23 protein-coding genes are annotated in these 21,172 nt (G+C 42.0%); 19 read left to right on the top strand and 4 right to left on the bottom strand.

Features of this window, described 5'->3' with window-relative positions; translation table 11 throughout:
- Positions 1–148 precede the first annotated feature (148 nt).
- The 6 genes from NST94_RS16635 to NST94_RS16610 all read left to right on the top strand — a co-directional run bounded on the left by NST94_RS16635 (position 149) and on the right by NST94_RS16610 (position 6,645).
- Complete coding sequence (locus NST94_RS16635) at positions 149–916, top strand: nucleotidyltransferase (RefSeq protein WP_280753121.1); 768 nt, start codon at positions 149–151, stop codon at positions 914–916.
- Between the two features lie 286 nt (positions 917–1,202).
- The gene (locus NST94_RS16630; protein WP_076281706.1) at positions 1,203–1,985 is read left to right on the top strand and encodes an SDR family oxidoreductase; all 783 of its coding nucleotides are present in this window, start codon (positions 1,203–1,205) and stop codon (positions 1,983–1,985) included.
- Between the two features lie 2,033 nt (positions 1,986–4,018).
- Positions 4,019–4,708 (top strand): hypothetical protein, encoded by a 690-nt coding sequence (locus tag NST94_RS16625; RefSeq protein WP_076308342.1) that lies wholly within the window; start codon positions 4,019–4,021, stop codon positions 4,706–4,708.
- Positions 4,709–5,134: 426 nt separating this feature from the next.
- Positions 5,135–5,338: a DUF5316 domain-containing protein gene (locus NST94_RS16620; RefSeq protein WP_076184440.1), complete on the top strand. Its 204-nt coding sequence runs from the start codon at positions 5,135–5,137 to the stop codon at positions 5,336–5,338.
- A 32-nt stretch (positions 5,339–5,370) separates the two neighbouring features.
- Positions 5,371–5,862 (top strand): cupin domain-containing protein, encoded by a 492-nt coding sequence (locus NST94_RS16615; protein ID WP_076279300.1) that lies wholly within the window; start codon positions 5,371–5,373, stop codon positions 5,860–5,862.
- Complete coding sequence (locus NST94_RS16610; RefSeq protein WP_076184438.1) at positions 5,863–6,645, top strand: MBL fold metallo-hydrolase; 783 nt, start codon at positions 5,863–5,865, stop codon at positions 6,643–6,645.
- A 105-nt stretch (positions 6,646–6,750) separates the two neighbouring features.
- Here the strand turns inward: NST94_RS16610 and NST94_RS16605 are convergent, their stop codons facing one another.
- The 4 genes from NST94_RS16605 to lexA all read right to left on the bottom strand — a co-directional run bounded on the left by NST94_RS16605 (position 6,751) and on the right by lexA (position 9,226).
- Complete coding sequence (locus tag NST94_RS16605; RefSeq protein ID WP_280753122.1) at positions 6,751–7,329, bottom strand: hypothetical protein; 579 nt, start codon at positions 7,327–7,329, stop codon at positions 6,751–6,753.
- A gap of 222 nt (positions 7,330–7,551) precedes the next feature.
- Positions 7,552–7,932, bottom strand: a complete 381-nt coding sequence (locus NST94_RS16600) for a hypothetical protein (protein ID WP_139329870.1) — start codon at positions 7,930–7,932, stop codon at positions 7,552–7,554.
- A gap of 150 nt (positions 7,933–8,082) precedes the next feature.
- Positions 8,083–8,421 carry a L,D-transpeptidase gene (locus tag NST94_RS16595; protein WP_076128407.1) on the bottom strand — a complete coding sequence of 113 codons (339 nt, stop codon included), beginning with the start codon at positions 8,419–8,421 and terminating at the stop codon, positions 8,083–8,085.
- Positions 8,422–8,599: 178 nt separating this feature from the next.
- Positions 8,600–9,226, bottom strand: a complete 627-nt coding sequence (lexA, locus tag NST94_RS16590) for a transcriptional repressor LexA (protein WP_036687720.1) — start codon at positions 9,224–9,226, stop codon at positions 8,600–8,602.
- Between the two features lie 251 nt (positions 9,227–9,477).
- Between lexA and NST94_RS16585 the strand changes: the two genes are divergently transcribed.
- From NST94_RS16585 to NST94_RS16525, 13 genes are all read left to right on the top strand, one after another.
- Entirely contained in the window at positions 9,478–9,891 is a 414-nt protein-coding gene (locus NST94_RS16585) for a LysM peptidoglycan-binding domain-containing protein (protein WP_076128409.1), read from the top strand.
- Positions 9,892–10,000: 109 nt separating this feature from the next.
- Positions 10,001–10,210, top strand: a complete 210-nt coding sequence (locus tag NST94_RS16580) for a DUF896 domain-containing protein (protein ID WP_036687717.1) — start codon at positions 10,001–10,003, stop codon at positions 10,208–10,210.
- Between the two features lie 49 nt (positions 10,211–10,259).
- Entirely contained in the window at positions 10,260–10,781 is a 522-nt protein-coding gene (locus NST94_RS16575) for a hypothetical protein (RefSeq protein WP_076128411.1), read from the top strand.
- 34 nt (positions 10,782–10,815) lie between these two features.
- Entirely contained in the window at positions 10,816–11,601 is a 786-nt protein-coding gene (locus NST94_RS16570) for an HAD-IA family hydrolase (protein ID WP_280753123.1), read from the top strand.
- Positions 11,602–11,863: 262 nt separating this feature from the next.
- Complete coding sequence (locus tag NST94_RS16565; RefSeq protein ID WP_038571571.1) at positions 11,864–12,289, top strand: FixH family protein; 426 nt, start codon at positions 11,864–11,866, stop codon at positions 12,287–12,289.
- A gap of 119 nt (positions 12,290–12,408) precedes the next feature.
- Positions 12,409–15,846, top strand: coding sequence for a methionine synthase (gene metH / locus NST94_RS16560; RefSeq protein ID WP_076302609.1), 3,438 nt, complete (start codon positions 12,409–12,411; stop codon positions 15,844–15,846).
- A gap of 143 nt (positions 15,847–15,989) precedes the next feature.
- Positions 15,990–16,928 (top strand): ribonuclease Z, encoded by a 939-nt coding sequence (gene rnz, locus NST94_RS16555; protein WP_076128415.1) that lies wholly within the window; start codon positions 15,990–15,992, stop codon positions 16,926–16,928.
- A 293-nt stretch (positions 16,929–17,221) separates the two neighbouring features.
- On the top strand, positions 17,222–18,010 hold the full coding sequence (locus tag NST94_RS16550) for a TIGR01457 family HAD-type hydrolase (RefSeq protein WP_076128417.1): 789 nt from the start codon (positions 17,222–17,224) through the stop codon (positions 18,008–18,010).
- A gap of 45 nt (positions 18,011–18,055) precedes the next feature.
- Positions 18,056–18,871, top strand: coding sequence for a DNA-formamidopyrimidine glycosylase family protein (locus tag NST94_RS16545; RefSeq protein WP_076133771.1), 816 nt, complete (start codon positions 18,056–18,058; stop codon positions 18,869–18,871).
- Positions 18,861–19,724, top strand: a complete 864-nt coding sequence (locus NST94_RS16540) for a deoxyribonuclease IV (RefSeq protein WP_076128421.1) — start codon at positions 18,861–18,863, stop codon at positions 19,722–19,724. The genes NST94_RS16545 and NST94_RS16540 overlap by 11 nt, the downstream gene beginning before the upstream one ends.
- Positions 19,721–20,065 (top strand): cyclic-phosphate processing receiver domain-containing protein, encoded by a 345-nt coding sequence (locus tag NST94_RS16535; protein ID WP_076184432.1) that lies wholly within the window; start codon positions 19,721–19,723, stop codon positions 20,063–20,065. The genes NST94_RS16540 and NST94_RS16535 overlap by 4 nt, the downstream gene beginning before the upstream one ends.
- A complete protein-coding gene (locus NST94_RS16530) occupies positions 20,062–20,385 on the top strand; it encodes a thioredoxin family protein (protein WP_076128425.1) in 324 nt (107 codons plus the stop codon). Before NST94_RS16535 ends, NST94_RS16530 begins: the two co-directional genes overlap by 4 nt.
- Positions 20,385–21,167, top strand: a complete 783-nt coding sequence (locus NST94_RS16525) for an ATP-binding cassette domain-containing protein (protein WP_036687827.1) — start codon at positions 20,385–20,387, stop codon at positions 21,165–21,167. The genes NST94_RS16530 and NST94_RS16525 overlap by 1 nt, the downstream gene beginning before the upstream one ends.
- Positions 21,168–21,172 lie beyond the last annotated feature (5 nt).

Below are 21,172 nucleotides of genomic sequence, written 5' to 3'. Positions count from 1 at the left end.
CTATCAGAATACATTTTCACTTATCCCTTATTAAGCTAACTGGGCAGGATAGTTGAATGATTTCGCGAATAACTTAAGTCATGACGAATTTACGAAGTTCCCAAAAAGGCGTTAGCCGAAAGAAGTTCTTAGTTTAGGAGGAGTCTATATGATATTAGAAAAAGTTATAAATAGAATTGAAATACAAAGTGAATATAAGGATTTTGTTGATAAGTATATAGATAATATACTTACCGAATTCAAAGGTAAGATTCATAGCATTTATATGTGTGGCTCGATTCCAAAAGGAATTGCTAAACCTTTTAAGTCAGATGCAGACTTTACTATTGTATGTGTAAATCCCAAAGATATTGATTACGAAAGATTGTCAAATATTAAAGACAGGCTTTTGGAAGAATATCCAATAGTAACTAAGATTGATACGATAATTTGCTCGATTGACGATGTATTAAGTAAACCAAATGAGTGGGGTTTTTGGGTAAAGATAATTTGTGTTTGCATATATGGTCATGACGTTGGTGAAAAAGTACCACCGATAATTATTTCTCCAGAGTTCATTTTAGACTTAAATACAGAGACCAAGGAGGAAGTAGATCGTATACATAGTTTACTTTCTAATGCTAGTGATAACACAATGAAAATTAGATATATTAAAGGTTACTCTAAGAGATTAATTCGTGCATTATACTCTTTGGTTTTAGAAGATACAGGTGTATGGCAAGATGACATTATTAAGATGAAGAATGCCATATTAAACTATTGTGAGATTGACTCCGCTTTAGTTGATTATCTGTATGCTTGTTACTTGGATAGTAATGTACTTGTTGAAGAGTTTCTGGGAATTGCAGATGAAGTATATAGCTATTTTGAGAACGCCTTAAATACAATGGCTGCTTCCAGAACTTCCTTCGACTAACACCATATTGACGCTCCGGGTCACTCTGAGAAGCGAGTGACCACATCCAGCCCCCTAAGCCCGTCGGGACGTCACTGCGTTAGGTGTTCGGCAAGCCTCACAACTATAAGCAGCGACTCTAATTAAAACATAAGACTATTGAGCTAACGGGAACTTTAGTTGAATAATACACATTAATGAGCAGGCGCTACGGTAGCCTGCTGTTTTCATTGAAGTAACGGGCAGATTTGCACAATAGTCACCGCAGTTTAATGCGACTTCAAAATAAAAAGGAGAGAAAAGACCCATGAATACTACACTTGGCAGATTAACAGGTCGAATCGCAATAGTAACAGGTGCAAGTCGCAGCACAGGAATCGGTGCTGCAGTGTGCAAAGAGTTGGCCTATCTAGGCGCTGATGTATTTTTTACACACTGGGTTAGTTACGATCAACAGATGCCCTGGGGTAGCAATAACGAGGAGCAAAAGCAACTTTGTGAGGAAATACGTTCCATGGGCGTTCGTTGCGAACACCTAATGATGGATCTTTCTGTACCTGAAAGCTTTATGGATTTATTAAATAACGTTGAGCAGAAGCTAGGAGAACCTTCCATTCTTGTTAACAATGCTTGTTATTCGGTTAACGATGACTTAACCACGATTACCCCAGAGTCTTTGGATGCACACTACGCAATTAATGTTAGGGCGGTAACTATGCTTAGTGTGGAATTCGCTAGACGGTTTACGCAATCGGCAGGTGGTCGAGTTATTAATATGACATCGGGCCAATCACTAGGCCCCATGGCTGGTGAAATCTCTTATGCCACAACGAAAGGGGCAATAGATGCTTTCACACGAACTTTTGCAGCAGAGGTGGGTCCGAAAGGCATCACCGTAAATGCGATAAATCCTGGACCCACAGACACCGGCTGGATGACTCCTGACCTACGACAGCAGTTATCTAAGCAATTTGTAACAGGTAGAGTAGGATTGCCTAAGGATGCAGCTCGTCTGGTTGCATTCTTAGCCACCGATGATGGGGAGTGGATTACTGGCCAAGTTTTACATTCCACGGGTGGATTCAACTAACGGAGAACGATAGCTCAATGAGACACCTAGCTAATACGATGTGAAAATCGCCTCGTCAGTGATAATTCTGACGAGGCATTATAATTTGATGGGTCTTATATCAAATTCAGCCAGTCCTGGTGGCAGTGATTCGAAGTCGACTTCTTCGAGGGCTTCTGGTTAAATAATTATTAGTAACGGTTCATATATGTCAATCAACGCACCTATACGTTCGCTGATACCAATAAAAGTACCAATAGCTACAATACTTCCGCACCTTCCACCAAATCCGCTATCGTGATTGTCACAGATATGCACGGACTGTCCCGGCTTTAAATCTTCCCATCTCATAATTTAGAGGGTGCTCCTTGTTCTTCAAAAGTTCTCTGGGACATTCCAAAGTAAGCAGCCCTGTCATTTGAGTAATGGTTCTGTCGTTGTATCGGTAGCATCAGTGGCGTCTCCGGGAACCTATTTTCGTTTGCCGCGCGGGCGACGTTTTATGGTTCCTTTTTTCTTGTCCTTTAGTAGTAGATAAGCTGTGTAACATTGTATTGCTGCTGTTAGGAGTTGTACCATGTAGAAGAGTCATCACAGGGATAACCTGAACTGCTCTTTTATTGCTCAAAAAATTTTGTTTTATCTGTAATCAACTCTACGAGTAAGCGTCATAATAAAACCTTGCTGACCATGATGGTAGCAGGGTTATTGTTCATACATTAAATTTCTTCCCTCACGGAGGCAATGGATCCTATGATACATCCACCAATGATTCCGGAACGAAGCCAATTAGCGATGGTTATCCGATATCTAAAGTTAATTTTAACGGCGATGATTCTCCCAATACGATTTTCAAGCCACTTTTAAGATAGCGATATTCTGGATTCTATTCCCTAGATTGAAATCTTCAATTGCATTTGTAGTACCTCTTCTGATTGAAAATTGGGCTATATTTCCTGCACACATAAACGCCCACAAAATGCTCACAAATAATAGAAGGAAGACAATGAAATCCGTAATCGTTTTCTCAGAGAACCCTTTATTTTAACGGAATTAGGTACTATTCAGACCATTATAAAAAGGCAAACTGTAAACCGGACTCGGTTCACGAGTGGGAAAGTAACCAATATATGACGCTTTACTAGAACCTTTAAACCCTTAACGCCTTTGGTGTTGAGTTTTTTTTTGTTTGGGCAAAATAGTGGTTTTGTAACCATCGATGATATGTCTACGAAAAATGCCCGCGAAATGCCCACAAATAGCTGAGGTTAAGGTTATTCGAGGATGTTTTACAGGTGAATATCAAAATTGGCATATTGTTGATTAACAATTTTAACGTGTAAGAAGTTGTTCATTTATCATAAATAATGGGATATCATGGGAGATAGATGAATTAAATGCAGAGACGGAGGAGTGAATTTGGATATAGTTTGGTCAAACTTAATATTAACTTTGATAATTTTCGGGATATTAGTGGTTTTGATTTTTAAAGGTATTAGTTTATTAGTAAGAAGTTATAAATCAAAAAAATAACTCTATAGACGATTATACATAGTCATGGTCAGTCATTGGTTATATTCCCGCATCGTGACTATAAAAGAATTTATCAAAGAGTATTGACACAAGACCTGAGTTACAGATCATTAAGAATGGCGATTTACAGACCCCCCCCGCGGTTGGCTGTGAGTCGCTATTTTATTATTTTTGTATATTCTAAAAGTGTTAAAGTAAAAGTGATTGTAAATTTTTTTTCACTTTAATTGTTTTATCGCCTACCTTGCTCTTGCTCAGTCCAATTAACCTTATGAAACCGAGAAGAACTAAGATCTCATGGGTCACTTTATGGAATCTGGTGGCATTAATTAAGATAGTTGGTGCCCGAATCGTCCGGGAACAATTTGAATTTCGAGCACAACTCCATAGCTGTAAATAAGAACGAGTCGATTGTTTGAAATTTTTCAATCCGTAGCAATAAAATTGAGAAAAGGTTTGAAGAATAAGAGGACACGTCACTCATGTGGGTAATAACTAATATAGTAATAAGGAGGTGCGTAATGAAAAAAATATTATTAACTACAGTTACTAGTATTCTTCTGTCTTCCTCAATTCTCGGTGCATGTAGTAACAATAAAACAACAGACGAGGCAAAACCTACAGCTTCGAGTGCAGCGACAATGCCAGTTGTTGAAGCTACAAGCACTCCTGAACCTTCTGCTACTCCTTCTATGGAGGTGCAGGAGTCCGCCAGTCCGGAGGCCACTGATCCTCTAGCATCTGATCGACCAAAGACCAAAGCATTTGGTGAACAGGAGGGAGGGGTCTCAGGGCAAGAAGGTACACTTGAGCAAGGTGATGGATATTCCCTGTATGTTTTTCAGGATTTCACACTAGACTCACAGTCTGGTCGTTTATCATTAACTGAGGATCCAACCTATTATGCCGAAATTGAACACTTGCCTGCCGGTTACGAGCTCACCGCTCTGAAGCAACAGGGACAAACCGAGCTTTCTGCAATTGGCAAAGCCAACGACCATAGCGGGGAACTAATTGAACATCCTCTAGGTTTTGCTGAACTATATCTGCAGGCAACCGGTGATAAAGGGATAGAAGATTATATGGTCTGGAAGAATCAGGCGGGGGAAGCTTTTCTTTTTCGGATACACAATCCTAAGGGGGATTCGTCGAATAAGTTTGCACCTTGGGTGATGGTTTCACTGGCAACACTTGAACTTGAAAGGAATTAAGTGTGATCAGAGCCGTAGGAGTTGTGCGGAGTAGAAGGGGTGTGCCATAACCATAATCAAAAAAATGGTTGTTGGCACACTTCTTCTTCTTTTTGGTACCTTACTTCATTCGAACGCCAATTTTCGTTTGCTGAGGTTGCAAATTTCGCATATGAGCCCGCTATAGGACCCAACAGACCTTATATGGAGCTTTATCTCACATTTGGGATACTAAAGGACTCCATAGTCGCTATTGGCATTAAAAACGCTCAATATGAGCCTCATCCTTAGGAATAACGTCACTGGAGTCCGAAACCATGCTTCAAAGGCTCAAAATTAGCAAATAGCGTCATCTGGGTCCGAAAGTCATGGCACGTAGTAGAGGGATTTAATGTTAAAATATCTTATATATAGATAACTAATTCTTTCCTGGGAAGGAGTAAGTTCATGCAAATTTTTATTTACATAGGATTGGGCTTCTTTATAATTTCAGGTATATGTGTTGGAGCCTTCACGACAGGTACACAACAAAGAGGTAACTTTTATTCGGAATCTAAGCAAGACCGTAAAGCTAAAAACAAAGTAGCGAATTGGTCCGCTTTAGGTGGTCTTATTTCATTAGCTGTAGCTGGGATTCTTTATTTGTTGTAAATGAACGCACAACATAAGGAGGAGTGTTGCAGATGGTGAAGATTTTTAATGAAAATACGGTCTCTTTTACACAAAAACAGTCCCCGATCCCAGAGTTTGCTTGGCATACGAGTGAAAGGTTAGCTGAAATGGTGGGCTCCAAGCATTTAGTTTTTGATATCAGATCTTTAGATCCTGATAAATATTCTTTTCCTTATCATTTTCATAGAAATGCTGAAGAAATATTTGTGATTTTAGCGGGAAAAGCGATGTTAAGAACACCCGAGGGTTTTACGGAGGTTACTGAAGGGGATGTAATATTTTTTGAAATGGGACCGGAAGGGGCGCACCAGCTTTATAATCATTCCGATGCACCATGCAGGTATCTGGATCTCCGAACGAATCAGGGAATAGATATTTGCGAATATCCAGACTCAGGCAAAATCAACATTTTGCCCTATCAAGAAATCTATCAAGCAGATGAACAGGCGGATTATTGTAAGGGAGAAGAGCATGTAAGGGAAAAATGGAATGGGGGAGTGTAATTGATTAAAGATCGTTGGTTTACAGTAACTGAAATTGATCCGACCACCTATGCAATCAGTGAATATGGACATTGGGAAAAGGTGCATTCTTTTTTACTCTTGGGGCAAAAACAAGCCGCGTTAATTGATACGGGATTAGGTATTGATAATATAAAAAGAATAACGGACCAGTTAACGGATTTACCTATCGCTGTCATAACTACGCATGTGCATGCAGATCATATTGGCAGTCATGGGCAATTCGAGACAATCTATGTTCATAAAGCGGATGAGGATTGGCTGATTAACGGAATAAAAGGCTTGTCCCTTGCCCAGATTCGAAAAGATATGAGCCGGGACATCACACTTCCTGTTCCTGAAACCTTTGATCCTAACACCTACATACCTTTTCAAGGGAAACCAACAGCTCTTTTACAAGAAGGGGATGTGCTCGACATAGGCGGGCGTAAAATAGAAATATACCACACACCAGGTCATTCGCCAGGTCATATCAGCCTTTTTGATCATGCCAACGGATATCTGTTTACAGGTGATTTATTGTATGACGTTACGCCAATCTATGCCTTTTACCCTTCGACTAGTCCGGTTGATTTAGTGGCATCCTTAGAAAAGATTACGGAAATTCCAGGAGTTACCCAAGTATTCGGTTCTCATAATACACTGGGTTTAGATCCATCTATTTTACAAGAGGTCAAAAAGGCGGTTCGTGAGTTACGTGAGCAAAAGGTAGTGGCACATGGTACGGGCATTCACCAGTTTGATGGGTTTAGTGTGCAATTTTAGATTTTTTTATGTCGAAAACAAATGGGGGTATGGCGATATGGTGTCTACATCAAAGGTTTTTGCGAAAAATAATTCACACATCTTATTGCGCAAAAAACAACTTAATTATTCAGATACGATTGACCTGAACAGTGCATGCAATTGTTGTACTTGGGAGTAAGCTTCCTTGTACTGGTTGTCGGATTGTCGAATAGGCAATAAACCCGGCAAGAAGGAGATACAATACACAGGCGTTTCTTTGCTGTTCATATATATTTTAAGCGTAAGCTCTTCAATCACATTAGCTTCTTCATCAGCTTCCTTAAGGACGTTAATATCTGCACTTGTTGCAGTAGTTTTGCTGTTTTGATGTCTTTTGGATACTTTTGAAAGGGTAAGTGCGTTAACCACAATCTCGGATCCCATTACATTATCAAAAGAGTATAGCTTTGCTACTGCTTTTTTGTTACTCTTCGGATTTTTGGTACCGATTGCCAATTTTTTATTAGGCTCGTTAAGTGCGATCAAGTGAGATTGATTGGGGGGAATGAATGTTTTGGTGAAGCTGATGTTAAAAGATGAGGTCGCATTAACTAGCTTAGAAATTTCAGATGAAGCAGATAGCGTTTTCAATTTTATAATGGCGGCACTTAGAATTAAAACAACTCCTAAAATAGCAAATAAGTACATCAGGATAATCAGCATATAATCACACCTCCTAGTTATCTCATTAGACTCAAATTGTTGCTTATTGAAAGATATGCCTGAATGATCTCCACTAGTATCTTTTAAAAGGGAAATTCGTGGAATTATAGGATCGGCTTCACGATTAACCCAAAAAAAGCACCCAGAGAAACCTTCCGATTCTGCAAATGATGCAAAATTTGGGGTTGCTGCAAGAGTGCTTTTTAAGGTGATTATGTAAACCTATAGAAAATTGAAGGCAGTGATATGATCGGTATAAACAATCAGCTGTTTGTATTCGATCGGAGTCCCATAACTAGCATAAGGTCTTACAGTAACGTCATTGAGGACAACAAAGTTATAACTGAAATTTTTATCAGGGTGTTCTGCTCCCAAATAAGATATGTATTCGTCTACAATTACATCATCCATCAAAGATTTTAAATCAAATACATCCTCTTTGTTGGAGACGGTTGGAGAGACGATTCCCTGAATGCTGCCAAAAGAGGTGAGCAAATTCACTTTTTTTCCACTAGCTTGTTCATCATTTAAAAGTAAACCGGACAGCTTACCCAGTGCATCGACTTTAAAATCGACGAGGGTTCTAATTTTTGAATTATTCAAACTAAACACATCCTTTTCAATTTGCAATCCTGTTAACAATATTCGACATATAATCACGAAACTCCTAGTATGCTAATGAAAAAATACTTACTTATGTAATGACCCCCATTTTTTAATGTGATTTGGGGGTTGCCGAGCCTCCATTCGAATTTAATTTCTTATCGTTACTCGTGTGCCTATAGGGACAATAGCAGCGAGTGCTAACACATCCTCGTTGTACATCCGGATGCAGCCGTGGGACACCTCTTTCCCAATGGAGGAAGGGTCATTGTTTCCATGAATTCCGTAGTGTGGTTTAGACAGTCCCATCCAAAAAACACCGAAGGGACCCCCTGGGTCGGGTTGTTTGTTAATAATAGTGAATTCACCCACTGGGGATTGGGTTAACATCTTACCGATGCCGACAGGGAAACCTCTAATCACAATATCATTGTCCAGAAGATATAACATTCGTTGGGTCAGATCCACAATAATTCGGTAGTTGGGCATTATACGCAACACTCCTTTCTAATTAGGATATGAGTAGAACGCCTAAAGGGATATTCATAGAAAATGGCCATTTTAGCCATTGGGAACAAATGTTCGTAAGTGGTTGGAAAAGCAAAAAAACGTAGAAAAAAGGCTGTTCCGCATATGCGGAACAGCCTTTTATGTTAGAAGTGCATGCTTAGTGGATATCTCGAAACAATCCGATGACTCTTCCGAGAATAGTTACGCGATTAAGGCGAAGCGGCTCATAAGCTGGATTCTCCGGCTGAAGCCGTATATGATCACGTTCCTTGTAAAAGGTCTTAACGGTTGCTTCATCTTCTTCGGTCATGGCTACAACGATATCTCCGTTGTCCGCTGTTTGTTGTTGGCGAACAATCACATAGTCACCATTCATAATGCCTGCGTCCACCATACTATCACCCATGACAGACAGCATAAATACTTTGTTGTCACCTACATAGTGAGTAGGAAGTGGGAAGTAGTCTTCGATATTCTCTGTAGCAGTGATAGGTACCCCGGCGGTAACTTTACCTACAACAGGAATCCGTGAGATGGTCTGCGCGAATTGGTGAACATTCTCTGAATCCTCTTGGCCTAGTAATTCTATTGCACGTGGCTTCGTTGGATCTCGACGAATAAGTCCCTTCTTCTCAAGCCGGTCCAAATGACCGTGAACTGTGGAGCTGGAAGCAAGGCCAACAGCTTCTCCAATTTCCCGGACGGAAGGTGGATAACCCTTGCTGCGGACTTCGCTTCGTATAAATTCCAGGATCGCCAGCTGGCGACTTGAAATCTTTGACATTGGAATCAACCCCATATAGTAATGTTTGGGAAAATTATAACATAGAACTACCGTTCGCACAAACATAAGTTCTAACTATTATAAATATTAATCTGCTAGAGTTAAAAAATGGTAGACAAATGATAATAAAATGAACCGCTTGAGTCTCTCGAAAAAAAGAGAACAATTGTTCTGAAATAGTATTGAACAAAACACATGTTCGTGTTATTATAAATTCGAAAGTAAGAACAAGTGTTTGGAGGATGATGATTATGCTAAAATACAGTACATACCGCAGCATCTACGACAAGGCCCCTGTGGTTGAATCTATAGGACATAATGACGTTGCCCGTAATTCCGCTAAGGTGAAAGAGATAACGGAACGTTTGCTTGGAGGGATGATTTCGTTGTTCCGTCAAGATTTCTTTATTAAGTTAATATTGATTTTCGTGCTAGTATTATCTGGCCTAACAGTAGTGGGAAATGTGTTTGCAGGATCGACGACTATAATGAAGGAAGAGAAGCGGATTGTGGTTGAACGTGGAGATACACTATGGAGTATTGCTCTTAAGAATAAACCAGCTGATATGAAGACAGTTGTTTATATAGAAGGAATTAAACGTTCAAGTGGGATTAAGAGTAGTCAAATTAACGCTGGAGACATACTTACTTTACCTATTTATTAATTTTCTGAGAACATAATAGAATGACTAGTAGAGCTTGCAGGGAGTAGACCTTGACAAGCTCTTTTTCTCATGGCAGAGTTAGAATTAATTTATAGGGGGAGGGAAAGTATTGAATATTGATGAGTTGGTCGCGCGAATTAACGAATTGGCACGCAAACAGAAGAGCGTAGGCCTTAATCAAGAGGAAGTGGCGGAACGCGCCAAGCTTCGTGAAATTTACCTGGGGAATATCCGCAATAACTTCCGAGCACAATTAAATACTATTGAAGTAGTAGATAACGATGAGCATGAACAAGGTAACAAGGGGCTTAAACATTAGCTCGCTGTTCCTTTTCATAGATATTTCAGGATGACTAGGGGGAACGCACATGGCCCGTTCTTGGGAAAGAATGGTTCAACGCAACACACAGCAAATCAACAAGCAAAGAAAGAAACAAGGCAAGGATACGATTTATGCCTCTAAATCTCCTACCCAGAATGCCGAAGTCTTTAAAGGTCGCAACATTGCATTTCCGGTAGTGTTAGTGATACTTGGCACTATGTTTTGGGTAGTTGGTTCTATTGATCAGGCCAAAGGCAATGGCATGCTGGCTAATTGGCTAGGAGTAGTACTGTACTATTTGCTGGCAGCGCTATTGTTCTTCCGTCGTCCGTACTTGAAGGTGGAAAAAGCAAGACTGTCCACTATTAAATTCAATCGCGAACGCGGGCTTCCAGCTGCAGATATTGAGAAAATCACCCTTTCGCGTGGAGCTGTAGTCATTAAGCACAAAGGGAAACGTACGAAATGGATTTTCACAAAACTTATGAATCGCTATGATACTAATGCGATGAGTACACGATTAGAAGCATTTGCTAAAGCTCACAACATTGAAGTAGTTCACGAATAGAACTAGACCAGTTAAAGGGAGAGGGAGACCTGTAATGCCAATTTCTGCTGTACTATTTGACCTTGATGATACATTGCTGTGGGATGATCGGAGCGTCGAAGAAGCATTTCGTTCTGCTTGTGAAGCCGCCGGGGATACGATTGATCCACAAGAACTAGAAGTTGCAGTTCGTAAGGAAGCAAGTAGCTTGTATGAATCTTATGAGACGTTCCCATTTACAAAGATGATCGGAATTAATCCATATGAAGCACTCTGGGCTAACTTTACGGCAGGTGAACAGCCAGAATTCCGTCAATTGGAGCAGCTTGCACCGGTATATCGTAAAGAGTCTTGGCGTCGCGGACTTGCAGCGTTAGGGGTGGAAGACGAAGCACTAGCTGAGACCTTGGCAACTAAATTCGCAGCAGAGCGCAGAAAACGTCCATACATCTATGAAGAAACAATGCATGTACTGGAGCAGTTACGGGGTCAAGTGAAGCTTTTGCTACTTACGAACGGCTGTCCTGCACTGCAACAAGAGAAACTAGATGGTGTGCCAGAGTTAATTCCTTTCTTTGATCATATTGTGATTTCCGGAAGCTTTGGTAAAGGCAAACCGGATAAGGAAATTTTCCTGCATGCTATAGAGCTTCTTGATGTAACTCCTGAGCAAGCAGTTATGGTCGGCGATAAGCTTACAACGGATATCCGTGGGGGGCTGGCAGCAGGGTTGACCACGGTCTGGATCAATAGAAAAGGTAGAGCACCTAGTCTTGATATTCATCCGGATCATGAAATCAATCACCTTGAGGAACTTCTTCCACTAGTTCAATCTTTGTAAGATATACAGAGCTATTAGCTCCAATATAAAGACTTTATAAAAGCAGCGAGTTTCTGAGATCCTAAGAAACTCGCTGCTTTTCTGTACACACATACTAACATAAGGATTTCATTAGATTTTTAAGTAAATGATTTAAGTCACAAGACTAATGCGGAATTGATGCAAAATACTGAAAAACGAATAATAATGTGTATAATAGATGGAGATGTATAACATGAATTGGTAGATTTTTATTATTCGATAATGATTGGGAGGGCTCCGAATGATGAGATCGAAGAAATTAGTCGCTGTATTATTAGGTGCAACACTTCTAGTACTAGGTGGATGTTCTTCAAATGGAACCAAGCATTCAGAAATACATAACATGAATATGAACATGTCTATGGAACCTATCAAAGTCGAACTACAATGGAGTCCTGAAGAAGTTGTTGTAAATCAAAAGGTAACCTTTGAAGCTGTGGTGACCCAAGATAACGAGGCAGTAGATGATGCAAAAGAGGTTCTGTTCGAAATTGTGAATAAAAATGATGAGGGACAGAAAATAGAGCTTAAGGGAAAGCTAATTGGTAAAGGAGTCTATCAAGCAGAAGGGACCCTTGAAAAGGAAGGACAATATAATGTCACTTCACATGTGACAGCCCGGACACAGCACTCTATGCCTAGCAAAGAGCTGTCTGTGAAACCATGATTCAAAGGTTCGCAACGCTTACTGAGCAATAACAGATAAAGCAGAGTGGAAAGGAAGGCTTTTCGAAATTCCTTTATTCTGCTAAACTTACTCTAATGTTTTACTGGGGGGACTATTAGTTGGCTAAATATACACTTGAGGAAAGCTTACAACAAAGGATTTTGATCCTTGATGGCGCGATGGGCACGATGATCCAACAGGTGCCTCTTACTGGAGAAGATTTTGGAGGCGATGAGCTGGACGGCTGTAATGAAATGCTGGTATTAACACGTCCAGAAGTCATTCAGACGATTCATGAGCAGTACCTCGAAGCAGGGGCTGATCTCATTGAGACTAACACATTTGGTGCAACCTCTGTTGTGCTAGCTGAATATGATATTCCTCAGCGGGCACGTGAGATCAATCTAGCGGCAGCAGAGTTGGCTCGCAGAGCAGTAGACAAATATGACACACCTGACCGTCCGCGATACGTCGTGGGGGCTATGGGTCCAACAACAAAAACGCTCTCAGTAACTGGAGGCGTTACTTTCCAAGAGTTAGTTGATAGCTATGAGGAACAAGCAGTGGCATTGATCGACGGTAAAGTAGATGTTTTGCTGCTGGAGACCTCTCAAGATACACTTAACGTTAAAGCTGGAAGTATTGGTATTCGTAATGCTTTTGAAAAGACTGGCATCACATTGCCGGTTATGATTTCAGGAACAATTGAACCAATGGGTACTACATTGGCGGGTCAGAATATTGAAGCATTTTATATCTCATTAGAACATCTGAAGCCTATCTCTATGGGCCTCAACTGTGCGACTGGTCCTGAGTTTATGCGGGATCACATTCGTTCGCTTTCGGAGATCTCCTCCGCAGCCGTGAGCTGTTATCCAAACGCAGGATTGCCGGATGAGAACGGACATTATCATGAATCTCCAGATTCTTTAGCTCGCAAGATTGCAGCCTTTGCCGAAAAAGGCTGGCTGAACATTGCAGGGGGTTGCTGTGGAACGACACCAGAGCATATCCGTGCGATGAAGGAAGCACTTTCAGAATATCCTCCACGCCCGCTGGCAGGTAATCATCCGCCTGCACTTTCAGGCATTGAGCCTATCTATATTGAGAACGACAACCGCCCATACATGGTTGGTGAACGTACGAATGTACTTGGCTCTCGTAAATTTAAACGTCTTATCGTCGAAGGTAAATATGAAGAAGCCTCAGAAATTGCCCGTGCTCAGGTGAAGAGTGGGGCACAGGTTATTGACGTGTGTGTACAAGACCCTGACCGTGATGAGATTGAAGATATTAAGCTTTTCTTAGAACTGGTTGTGAAAAAGGTTAAAGTACCCCTGATGATCGATACTACCGATCCTAAGGTTATCGATTTAGCTTTACAGTACTGTCAAGGTAAGGCGATAATTAACTCCATTAACCTTGAAGATGGTGAAGAGAAATTCGAGCTGGTGACGCCGATCATTCATAAATATGGTGCAGCTATTGTTGTGGGTACCATCGATGAGACGGGACAAGCCATTAAGGCCACAGATAAACTGGAAGTGGCTAAACGCTCTTATGACTTGCTAGTGAATAAGTACGGTTTAGCAGGAGAAGATCTTATTTTTGACACATTGGTGTTCCCTGTAGGAACCGGAGATGAACAATATATCGGTTCAGCAAAAGAAACGATTGACGGCATTCGTTTGATCAAGGAAGCACTTCCAGGTGTTCATACGATCTTGGGCATCAGCAACGTCTCCTTTGGATTGCCGGAAGCGGGACGTGAAGTGTTGAACTCCGTATTCCTTTATGAATGTACAAAAGCTGGGTTGGATTATGCGATCGTAAATACAGAGAAAGTGGAGCGGTATGCTTCCATTCCTGCCGAAGAACGTCATCTTGCTGAGGAACTGATTTATAATACGAATGATGAGACGCTTTCTGCTTTTGTAGCTGCTTTCCGTGGTAAAAAAGTAGAGAAAAAAGAGAAGATTTCCAACCTGTCACTTGAAGAACGTTTAGCTTCCTATGTGGTTGAAGGTACGAAGGAAGGACTCATTCCTGACCTTAATGAAGCATTGACTAAATCTGGTCCGCTGGAGATCATCAATGGACCGCTGATGGCAGGGATGTCGGAGGTCGGCCGGTTATTTAATAATAATGAATTGATCGTTGCTGAGGTGCTGCAAAGCGCTGAAGTGATGAAGGCTTCTGTCAATCATCTAGAGCAGTTTATGAAGAAGGATGAGACAGCGGTTAAAGGAAAAATTATGCTGGCAACCGTAAAAGGGGACGTACATGATATTGGTAAGAATCTAGTGGAGATCATCCTCTCCAATAATGGTTATCAGATCATTAATTTGGGTATAAAAGTACCACCAGAGACCATTATCGAAGCCTTCCGTCGAGAAAAAGCTGATGCGATAGGATTGTCCGGGTTGCTTGTGAAATCTGCTCAGCAGATGGTCCTCACCGCTCAGGATTTACGTACAGCAGGTATCGATGTTCCGATTATGGTTGGCGGCGCAGCTTTGACCCGTAAATTTACGAAGACCCGTATTCGTCCAGAATATGACGGTCTAGTATTGTATGCTAAGGACGCTATGGACGGGCTGGATATTGCCAATCGGCTTATGAACCCTGAAGAACGGGAGAAGATTGCCGAGGAAATTCGTGTGGAGGCAGAAGCAGCGGTTGCGGTGGCGCCTAAGCAAGAACTGCCGAAACTAACCAGAGCAGTGCGTTCCAAAATATCTCCAGATGCACCTGTATTTGTTCCACCGGATTTAGAACGCCACGTACTGCGTAACTATCCATTGGGGCATATTATCCCCTATGTGAATATGCAAATGCTGCTGGGTCATCATTTGGGGTTACGGGGTTCTGTAGAAGCCCAATTAGCTGCTGGAGATCAGCGGACTGTTGAACTGAAGGGTACCGTAGACGATATTCTCCATCAAGCAATGCTAGAGGGTACCATTACTCCACATGCTATGTATCAATTCTTCCCTGCACAATCGCAAGGGAATGATATTATAGTGTATAATCCACAGAATACGTCCGAGATCCTGCATACCTTTACTTTCCCGAGACAAGGGGTAGAGCCTCATCTGTGCTTGGCGGACTTTTTGAAACCTGTTGACAGTGGTATTATGGACTATGTTGGATTCCTAGTTGTAACAGCAGGTCACGGTGTACGTGAATTGTCTACTCAGCTGAAAGAAAGCGGAGATTATCTGCGTTCACACGCCTTGCAGTCGGTTGCACTTGAAGTGGCAGAAGGACTGGCGGAACGCGTCCATCATATGATGCGCGATACTTGGGGTTTCCCGGATCCGGCGGATATGACGATGAAGCAAAGACATGGGGCAAGATACCAAGGAATCCGTGTTTCATTTGGTTATCCTGCATGCCCGGATTTAGAAGATCAAGGTCCACTGTTTAAGTTGTTATCTCCGGAGGATATCGGTGTTCACCTTACAGAAGGCTTTATGATGGAGCCAGAAGCTTCCGTTTCGGCTATGGTATTTGCCCATCCAGAAGCGCAGTATTTTAATGTAGAGAAGCTGTAATTCTTTCATTTATATACCTGGTCTGTAGGGGATTGTATCCCTTTCAGCGGAACCTCCCGTAACTGGGGGGTTTTTTGCTGGAAGAAGGTCGTTTAGAATTGAAAAGAGATGGTTGAGCCAATAAGCAGAAGGGAGGAAAAAGAATGGATTTATATTTTTTAGGTACTAATGCAGGTGTGCCAACGCTACAACGCAATGTAACGTCCGTTACATTAAGACTGCTGGAAGAACGTCGCAGTATTTGGATGTTCGATTGTGGGGAAGGTACACAACATCAGGTTCTTCGTTCACCGATTCGGCTAGGAAAGCTGGAAAAACTATTCATTACCCACTTGCATGGTGATCACCTATTTGGTCTTCCAGGTCTATTATCAAGTCGTGGTTATCAGGGAGGGACAGCGCCGTTAACGGTGTACGGACCCCCTGGATTAAAAGCATACCTAGAGATCTCCTTAGCTGTGAGCCAATCCCGAATTCCTTATAAGATTGAGATTGTAGAGCATACAGGAGGAATTATATTCGAGGATGATAGCTTTAAAGTTGAGGCTGCATTACTTGAGCACCGGATTGACAGCTATGGCTACCGGGTAACGGAAAAGGATAGTCCCGGAAGCCTCAATACGGAATTGCTTAAGAGTTATGGTTTAAAACCGGGACCGATTTATGGGAAATTAAAAAAAGGTGAAGATGTTGTTACGGATGAAGGTGTGCGAATCTGTGCTGCTGATGTTGTCAGGGAACCCAAACGAGGACGTATTGTTACTATCCTTGGAGATACAAGACCTTGTTCGGGAGCCTTAGAACTCTCTCTTAATGCAGACCTTATCGTTCATGAAGCAACCTTCGCCCATGATCTGGCTGACATGGCGTATCAATATCATCATAGTACAGCCCGTCAGGCTGCAGAGTTAGCAAAAGAAGCCAAAGCAGGACAGCTGTTGCTGACTCATTTCAGTTCTCGTTACAGCTCGCATGAAGAGTTAATTCCTTTGCTTGAGGAAGCTGAACTCCTATTCCCAGAGACATTATTAGCTGAGGAATTTAATGCATATCCGGTACCTCGCAGACTAAATGGGCAATAGGGGGAATGATTATTTTCCGGGAAAGCGCAGGAAATGACAGTGCTATGCTAAAAAATGCTGGATGGGACGGTTGTTCGATTTCATTCGACGAAGTGTGTTAGATTTAAAGTAATCACGGAGTAAAAGACGAACGAATGGCTGGACATATTGCCGAAAATCAGTAGGTGATATCTTCCACCTAAAGGGATTGAGTTTTTCTGTAAATCCAAGCAGGGCAAAGGCTACGAGTTTGATAATACTATTATTTATTTATTATATTAATTAAATTCATTGTGGAAACTGAGGGGTTAGTGATGGAACAAATTGAAGGATTATTGATTGATCTAGATGGTACATTGTACCATGGGCATAAAATGATTCCCGGTGCTGATCTGCTGATAAAAGCTCTTCGTGAAGCGGATATCCCTTTTTTATTTGTTACTAATAACTCATCGCGTACGGCAGCTAACGTTGCTGCCCACTTAAGTGGAATGGGAATTGAGGCGAAAGCTGAGGAGGTATGTACCTCTTCTATGGCAGCCGCACGTTACATAGCTGAGGAATCACCTGGGGCTACAGTGGCGATACTTGGAGAAGAGGGACTGCGTATGGCTTGCATTGAGGCAGGGCTCCAAATCGTCACAGAATCCCCTGATTATGTGGTGCAAGGTATCGATCGTTCTTTTAATTATGCTTCGTTAGCTCAAGCTTCGCGTTGGATTTTGAGCGGGGCAAAGTTTGTGCTCACCAATCCAGATTTAATGTTACCATCAGATGATGGGGTTATGCCGGGTGCGGGTACGATTGGTGCAGCAATTGAGGCTGCAAGTGGAGTGAAGCCAGTAGTGATCGGTAAACCTGAATCCCACCTGATCAAATATGCGACAGATCTTCTGAACATTCAACCTGAACATGCTGCTGTTGTTGGGGATAATATGCGTACGGATATCGCTGCCGGTGTTAATGCGGGCTGTCGTACAATCCTTGTTCTTACCGGTTTAACCACTACAGAGAACCTGGAGCACTATAAAAGCATCACAGGGATCACTCCCGATGAAATATGTGCCGATTTAGCTGAACTTAAAATGTTTCTCGGTGTATAATAGCTAGGGTCTTATTACTTCACCAACTTAGAGGGGACGATGAGTATGCCAGAATTGCCGGAAATGGAGAATTATAGACAGCTGCTTAGCCAGCGTATTATAAATGTTCCGATAACTAATGTAATTGTGAACAGAGAAAAAACAATTAACATGGAAACAGAAGCTTTCATTAATGCCTTGATCGGTGCGCGTGTTGTTTTTGTAGAGCGGCGCGCCAAGTACATTTTGTTTCATCTCCATGATGGACGAAGATTACTATTACATTTAATGCTGGGTGGATTGCTTTTTTATGGTTCAGAAGAAGAGCGGCCGGATCGTAATACGCAAGTAGAAATCGCATTTGGTGATCAGATCCTTTATTTTATGGGCCTGCGGTTAGGGTTCTTACATTTAGTATCCGTGAAGGAAAGCGAAGCAACGATGGGTAAGCTTGGACCTGAGCTGCTGGATCGACGGATGACGCCGGAACGTTTTGCAGGAATATTAAAAGGGCGGCGTGGTGCGTTAAAAAGTCTGTTAGTGAATCAGCATGTAATGGCGGGTATTGGAAATTGTTATGCGGATGAGATTGCTTTTGACGCAGGGCTTCTGCCTTCAGTTTTAGTACAAAATTTATCACCTGAAGCCATTTCCCGCCTGTATCAAAGCATTCAAAAAGTATTAACTGATGCGACAGAGATTGGCGGATACATGGAAATGCCTTTTATGACCGGTGATACGGTTACGGGTTCTTATAATGACCAATGTAAAGTCTATGACCGTGAGGGTGAGCCTTGCCTACGCGATGGGGGAACGATTATCAAAACAGAGCTGTCTGGACGCAAAGTATTTTATTGCCCAGACTGTCAGCATGAAGCCTAAACCCAAAATAGGGGCTCATGTCAGCATTCGTGGTGGATATGGGAGAGCTGCCCGATTTGCTTGGGAGAGCGGTGCAACAAGTTTTCAATATTTTCCGAAAAATCCGCGCAGTCTGAAGTTAAAGACGGTTGATATTCGAGATACAAGGGATTGTGCACTCTTTTGCCAAGAAAAAGGGATCACCTCTATCGCCCACACCCCTTATGCAATCAATATGGCTGCGAATAGGGATGACGCTACCCCGCGAAAGGTGTATGTAGACTCCCTACTTAATGATCTGGAAATTGCTGAAGCCTGCGGTTCCTTAGGCATTGTTGTTCATTTTGGACATTTTGCTGGAATGGAGCCGTTACAAGGCTATCAAAATATTATACAATGTATGAATGAGACGCTGGAGTCATGGGAAGGTAACGCCAAGCTGCTAATCGAGAATCAAGCGGGCAACCATGGTACCGAAGGGATTACACTTGAAGAATTGGTGAAGGTTCGTGAGCTTAGCCAGTTTCCCGAGAAGATTGGATTTTGTCTGGATACCTGTCATGCTTTTGCGGCGGGAATTTGGAATCCTGAGCATACGGAAGACTTGCTTGAACGAGGAAACCAGCTTGGATTTTGGCCGCATCTTGTAGCTGTTCATCTAAATGATTCTAAGTTTCCCTTTGATTCGAGACGGGACCGGCATGCTGGAATAGGAAAAGGTTATATCGGCGAAGAGGGTCTTAAGCGCTTAATAACTTCTGATCCATTACGTAAAAAATCTGTTGTTTTGGAAACTGAAAAGGGTCCAGATGGCAGTCATCGGAATGAAATAGCTACTGTTCGCAGTTGGTTTGAAGCGGGGGCTAGAAAGTGACTCATATCTATATGGACGATCTCCGTAAAGGTCCGCTTGGATTTGCTTTAGCCAGGACAACAGAAGAATGTCTTCTGATGTTGCGTGAGTGTGAGGTTGGTATTTTATCGTTAGATTATGATATGGGACCGGATGATTATTCTGGTGGGGAAGTGGCTAGACGGATTGTTCTGGAAGGACTGTACCCCCGTGAAATCTATCTACACACCTCCAGTGTTTTAGGGAGAAAAGAAATGTATGAAATCTTATACGCGGCTAAACCTGAGGGGATGATCTTGTTTAATGGTCCCCTAAGTTCTGATAAGCTTTATGATATCGCTGGGGAGACGGGTCTGAAATGAAGGAAATGAATGAAGCGGATTTACTGGAGATACTCACGAGACCTGGAGAACCGCTGGTAGTATTTTTGCATACTCCGCTGTGTGGTACCTGTAAGGCTACAGAACGCATGTTGGAAGTAGCGGCACATCTATTGCCTGCTGAACTCCAAATGGTTGCCGGAAATGTGAACATGTTGCCTAATCTGGTCCAACAATACCGTATTACCAGTGTCCCTGCTCTACTTGTGGCTTCTGCTGACCGGATAGAGAATCCGCATATTTATTATTCAATGGTTTCAGTTGAGCGGATTCTGGAATACATAAGGAGTGTTATATCATGATCATTTCATTACAACATTTATCTCTGCGCAGAGAAGAAAGCCTAATCTTGGACGATGTATCGTTAGAAGTGAAGGAAGGCGAAAACTGGGTCATTTTGGGACGAAATGGTTCGGGCAAAACAACAATTTTGGAGATTATGACAGGTTATTTATTCCCTAGCAAAGGAACTGTTGAGGTATTGGGGAATAAATATGGTCAATGTGATTTACGCGAGGTTCGTAAAGAGATTGGTTATATTGGTCCTTCCTTAATGGAGAAAATGTCTTTAAATGATCCGGTGTGGGAGGTTGTAGCTACAGGAGCTTACGCTTATTTGCGTTTCTACGAGAGCATTCCACACGAAGTGAAGGAGAAGGCAATCCGCTTGCTAGAGGATATGAATCTGGGCAATATGGCACTTCATCCTTTTGGAACCTTGTCACAGGGAGAGCGAAAAAAAGCAATGCTGGCAAGATGTCTTATGGCTGACCCCAAACTACTGATTATGGACGAGCCTTGTGCAGGTCTTGATCTGTACGAAAGAGAAAAAATGCTGGCTGAAGTAGACAAGCTGAGACAACGTAATGTCTCCGTTGTATATGTAACTCATCATGTGGAAGAAATTGTCCCGCTTTTTACACATGTTGCTTTAATTCGCGACGGTAAGCTAGCTGGTTCCGGACCGAAAGAAGAAGTATTAACCAAAGAAATGATCTTGGCCACCTATGATATTCCTGTTGATGTAGAATGGGATAGCGGTCGTCCCTGGATTAAAATTAGACCTGGAGGCAAAACGATTTGAACGAA

The organism is Paenibacillus sp. FSL H8-0282, assembly GCF_037963825.1.
Taxonomy (GTDB): domain Bacteria; phylum Bacillota; class Bacilli; order Paenibacillales; family Paenibacillaceae; genus Paenibacillus_AQ; species Paenibacillus_AQ odorifer.
The sequence above is the reverse complement of the archived record's forward strand: the minus strand, read 5'-3'. Positions and strand labels throughout refer to the sequence as shown.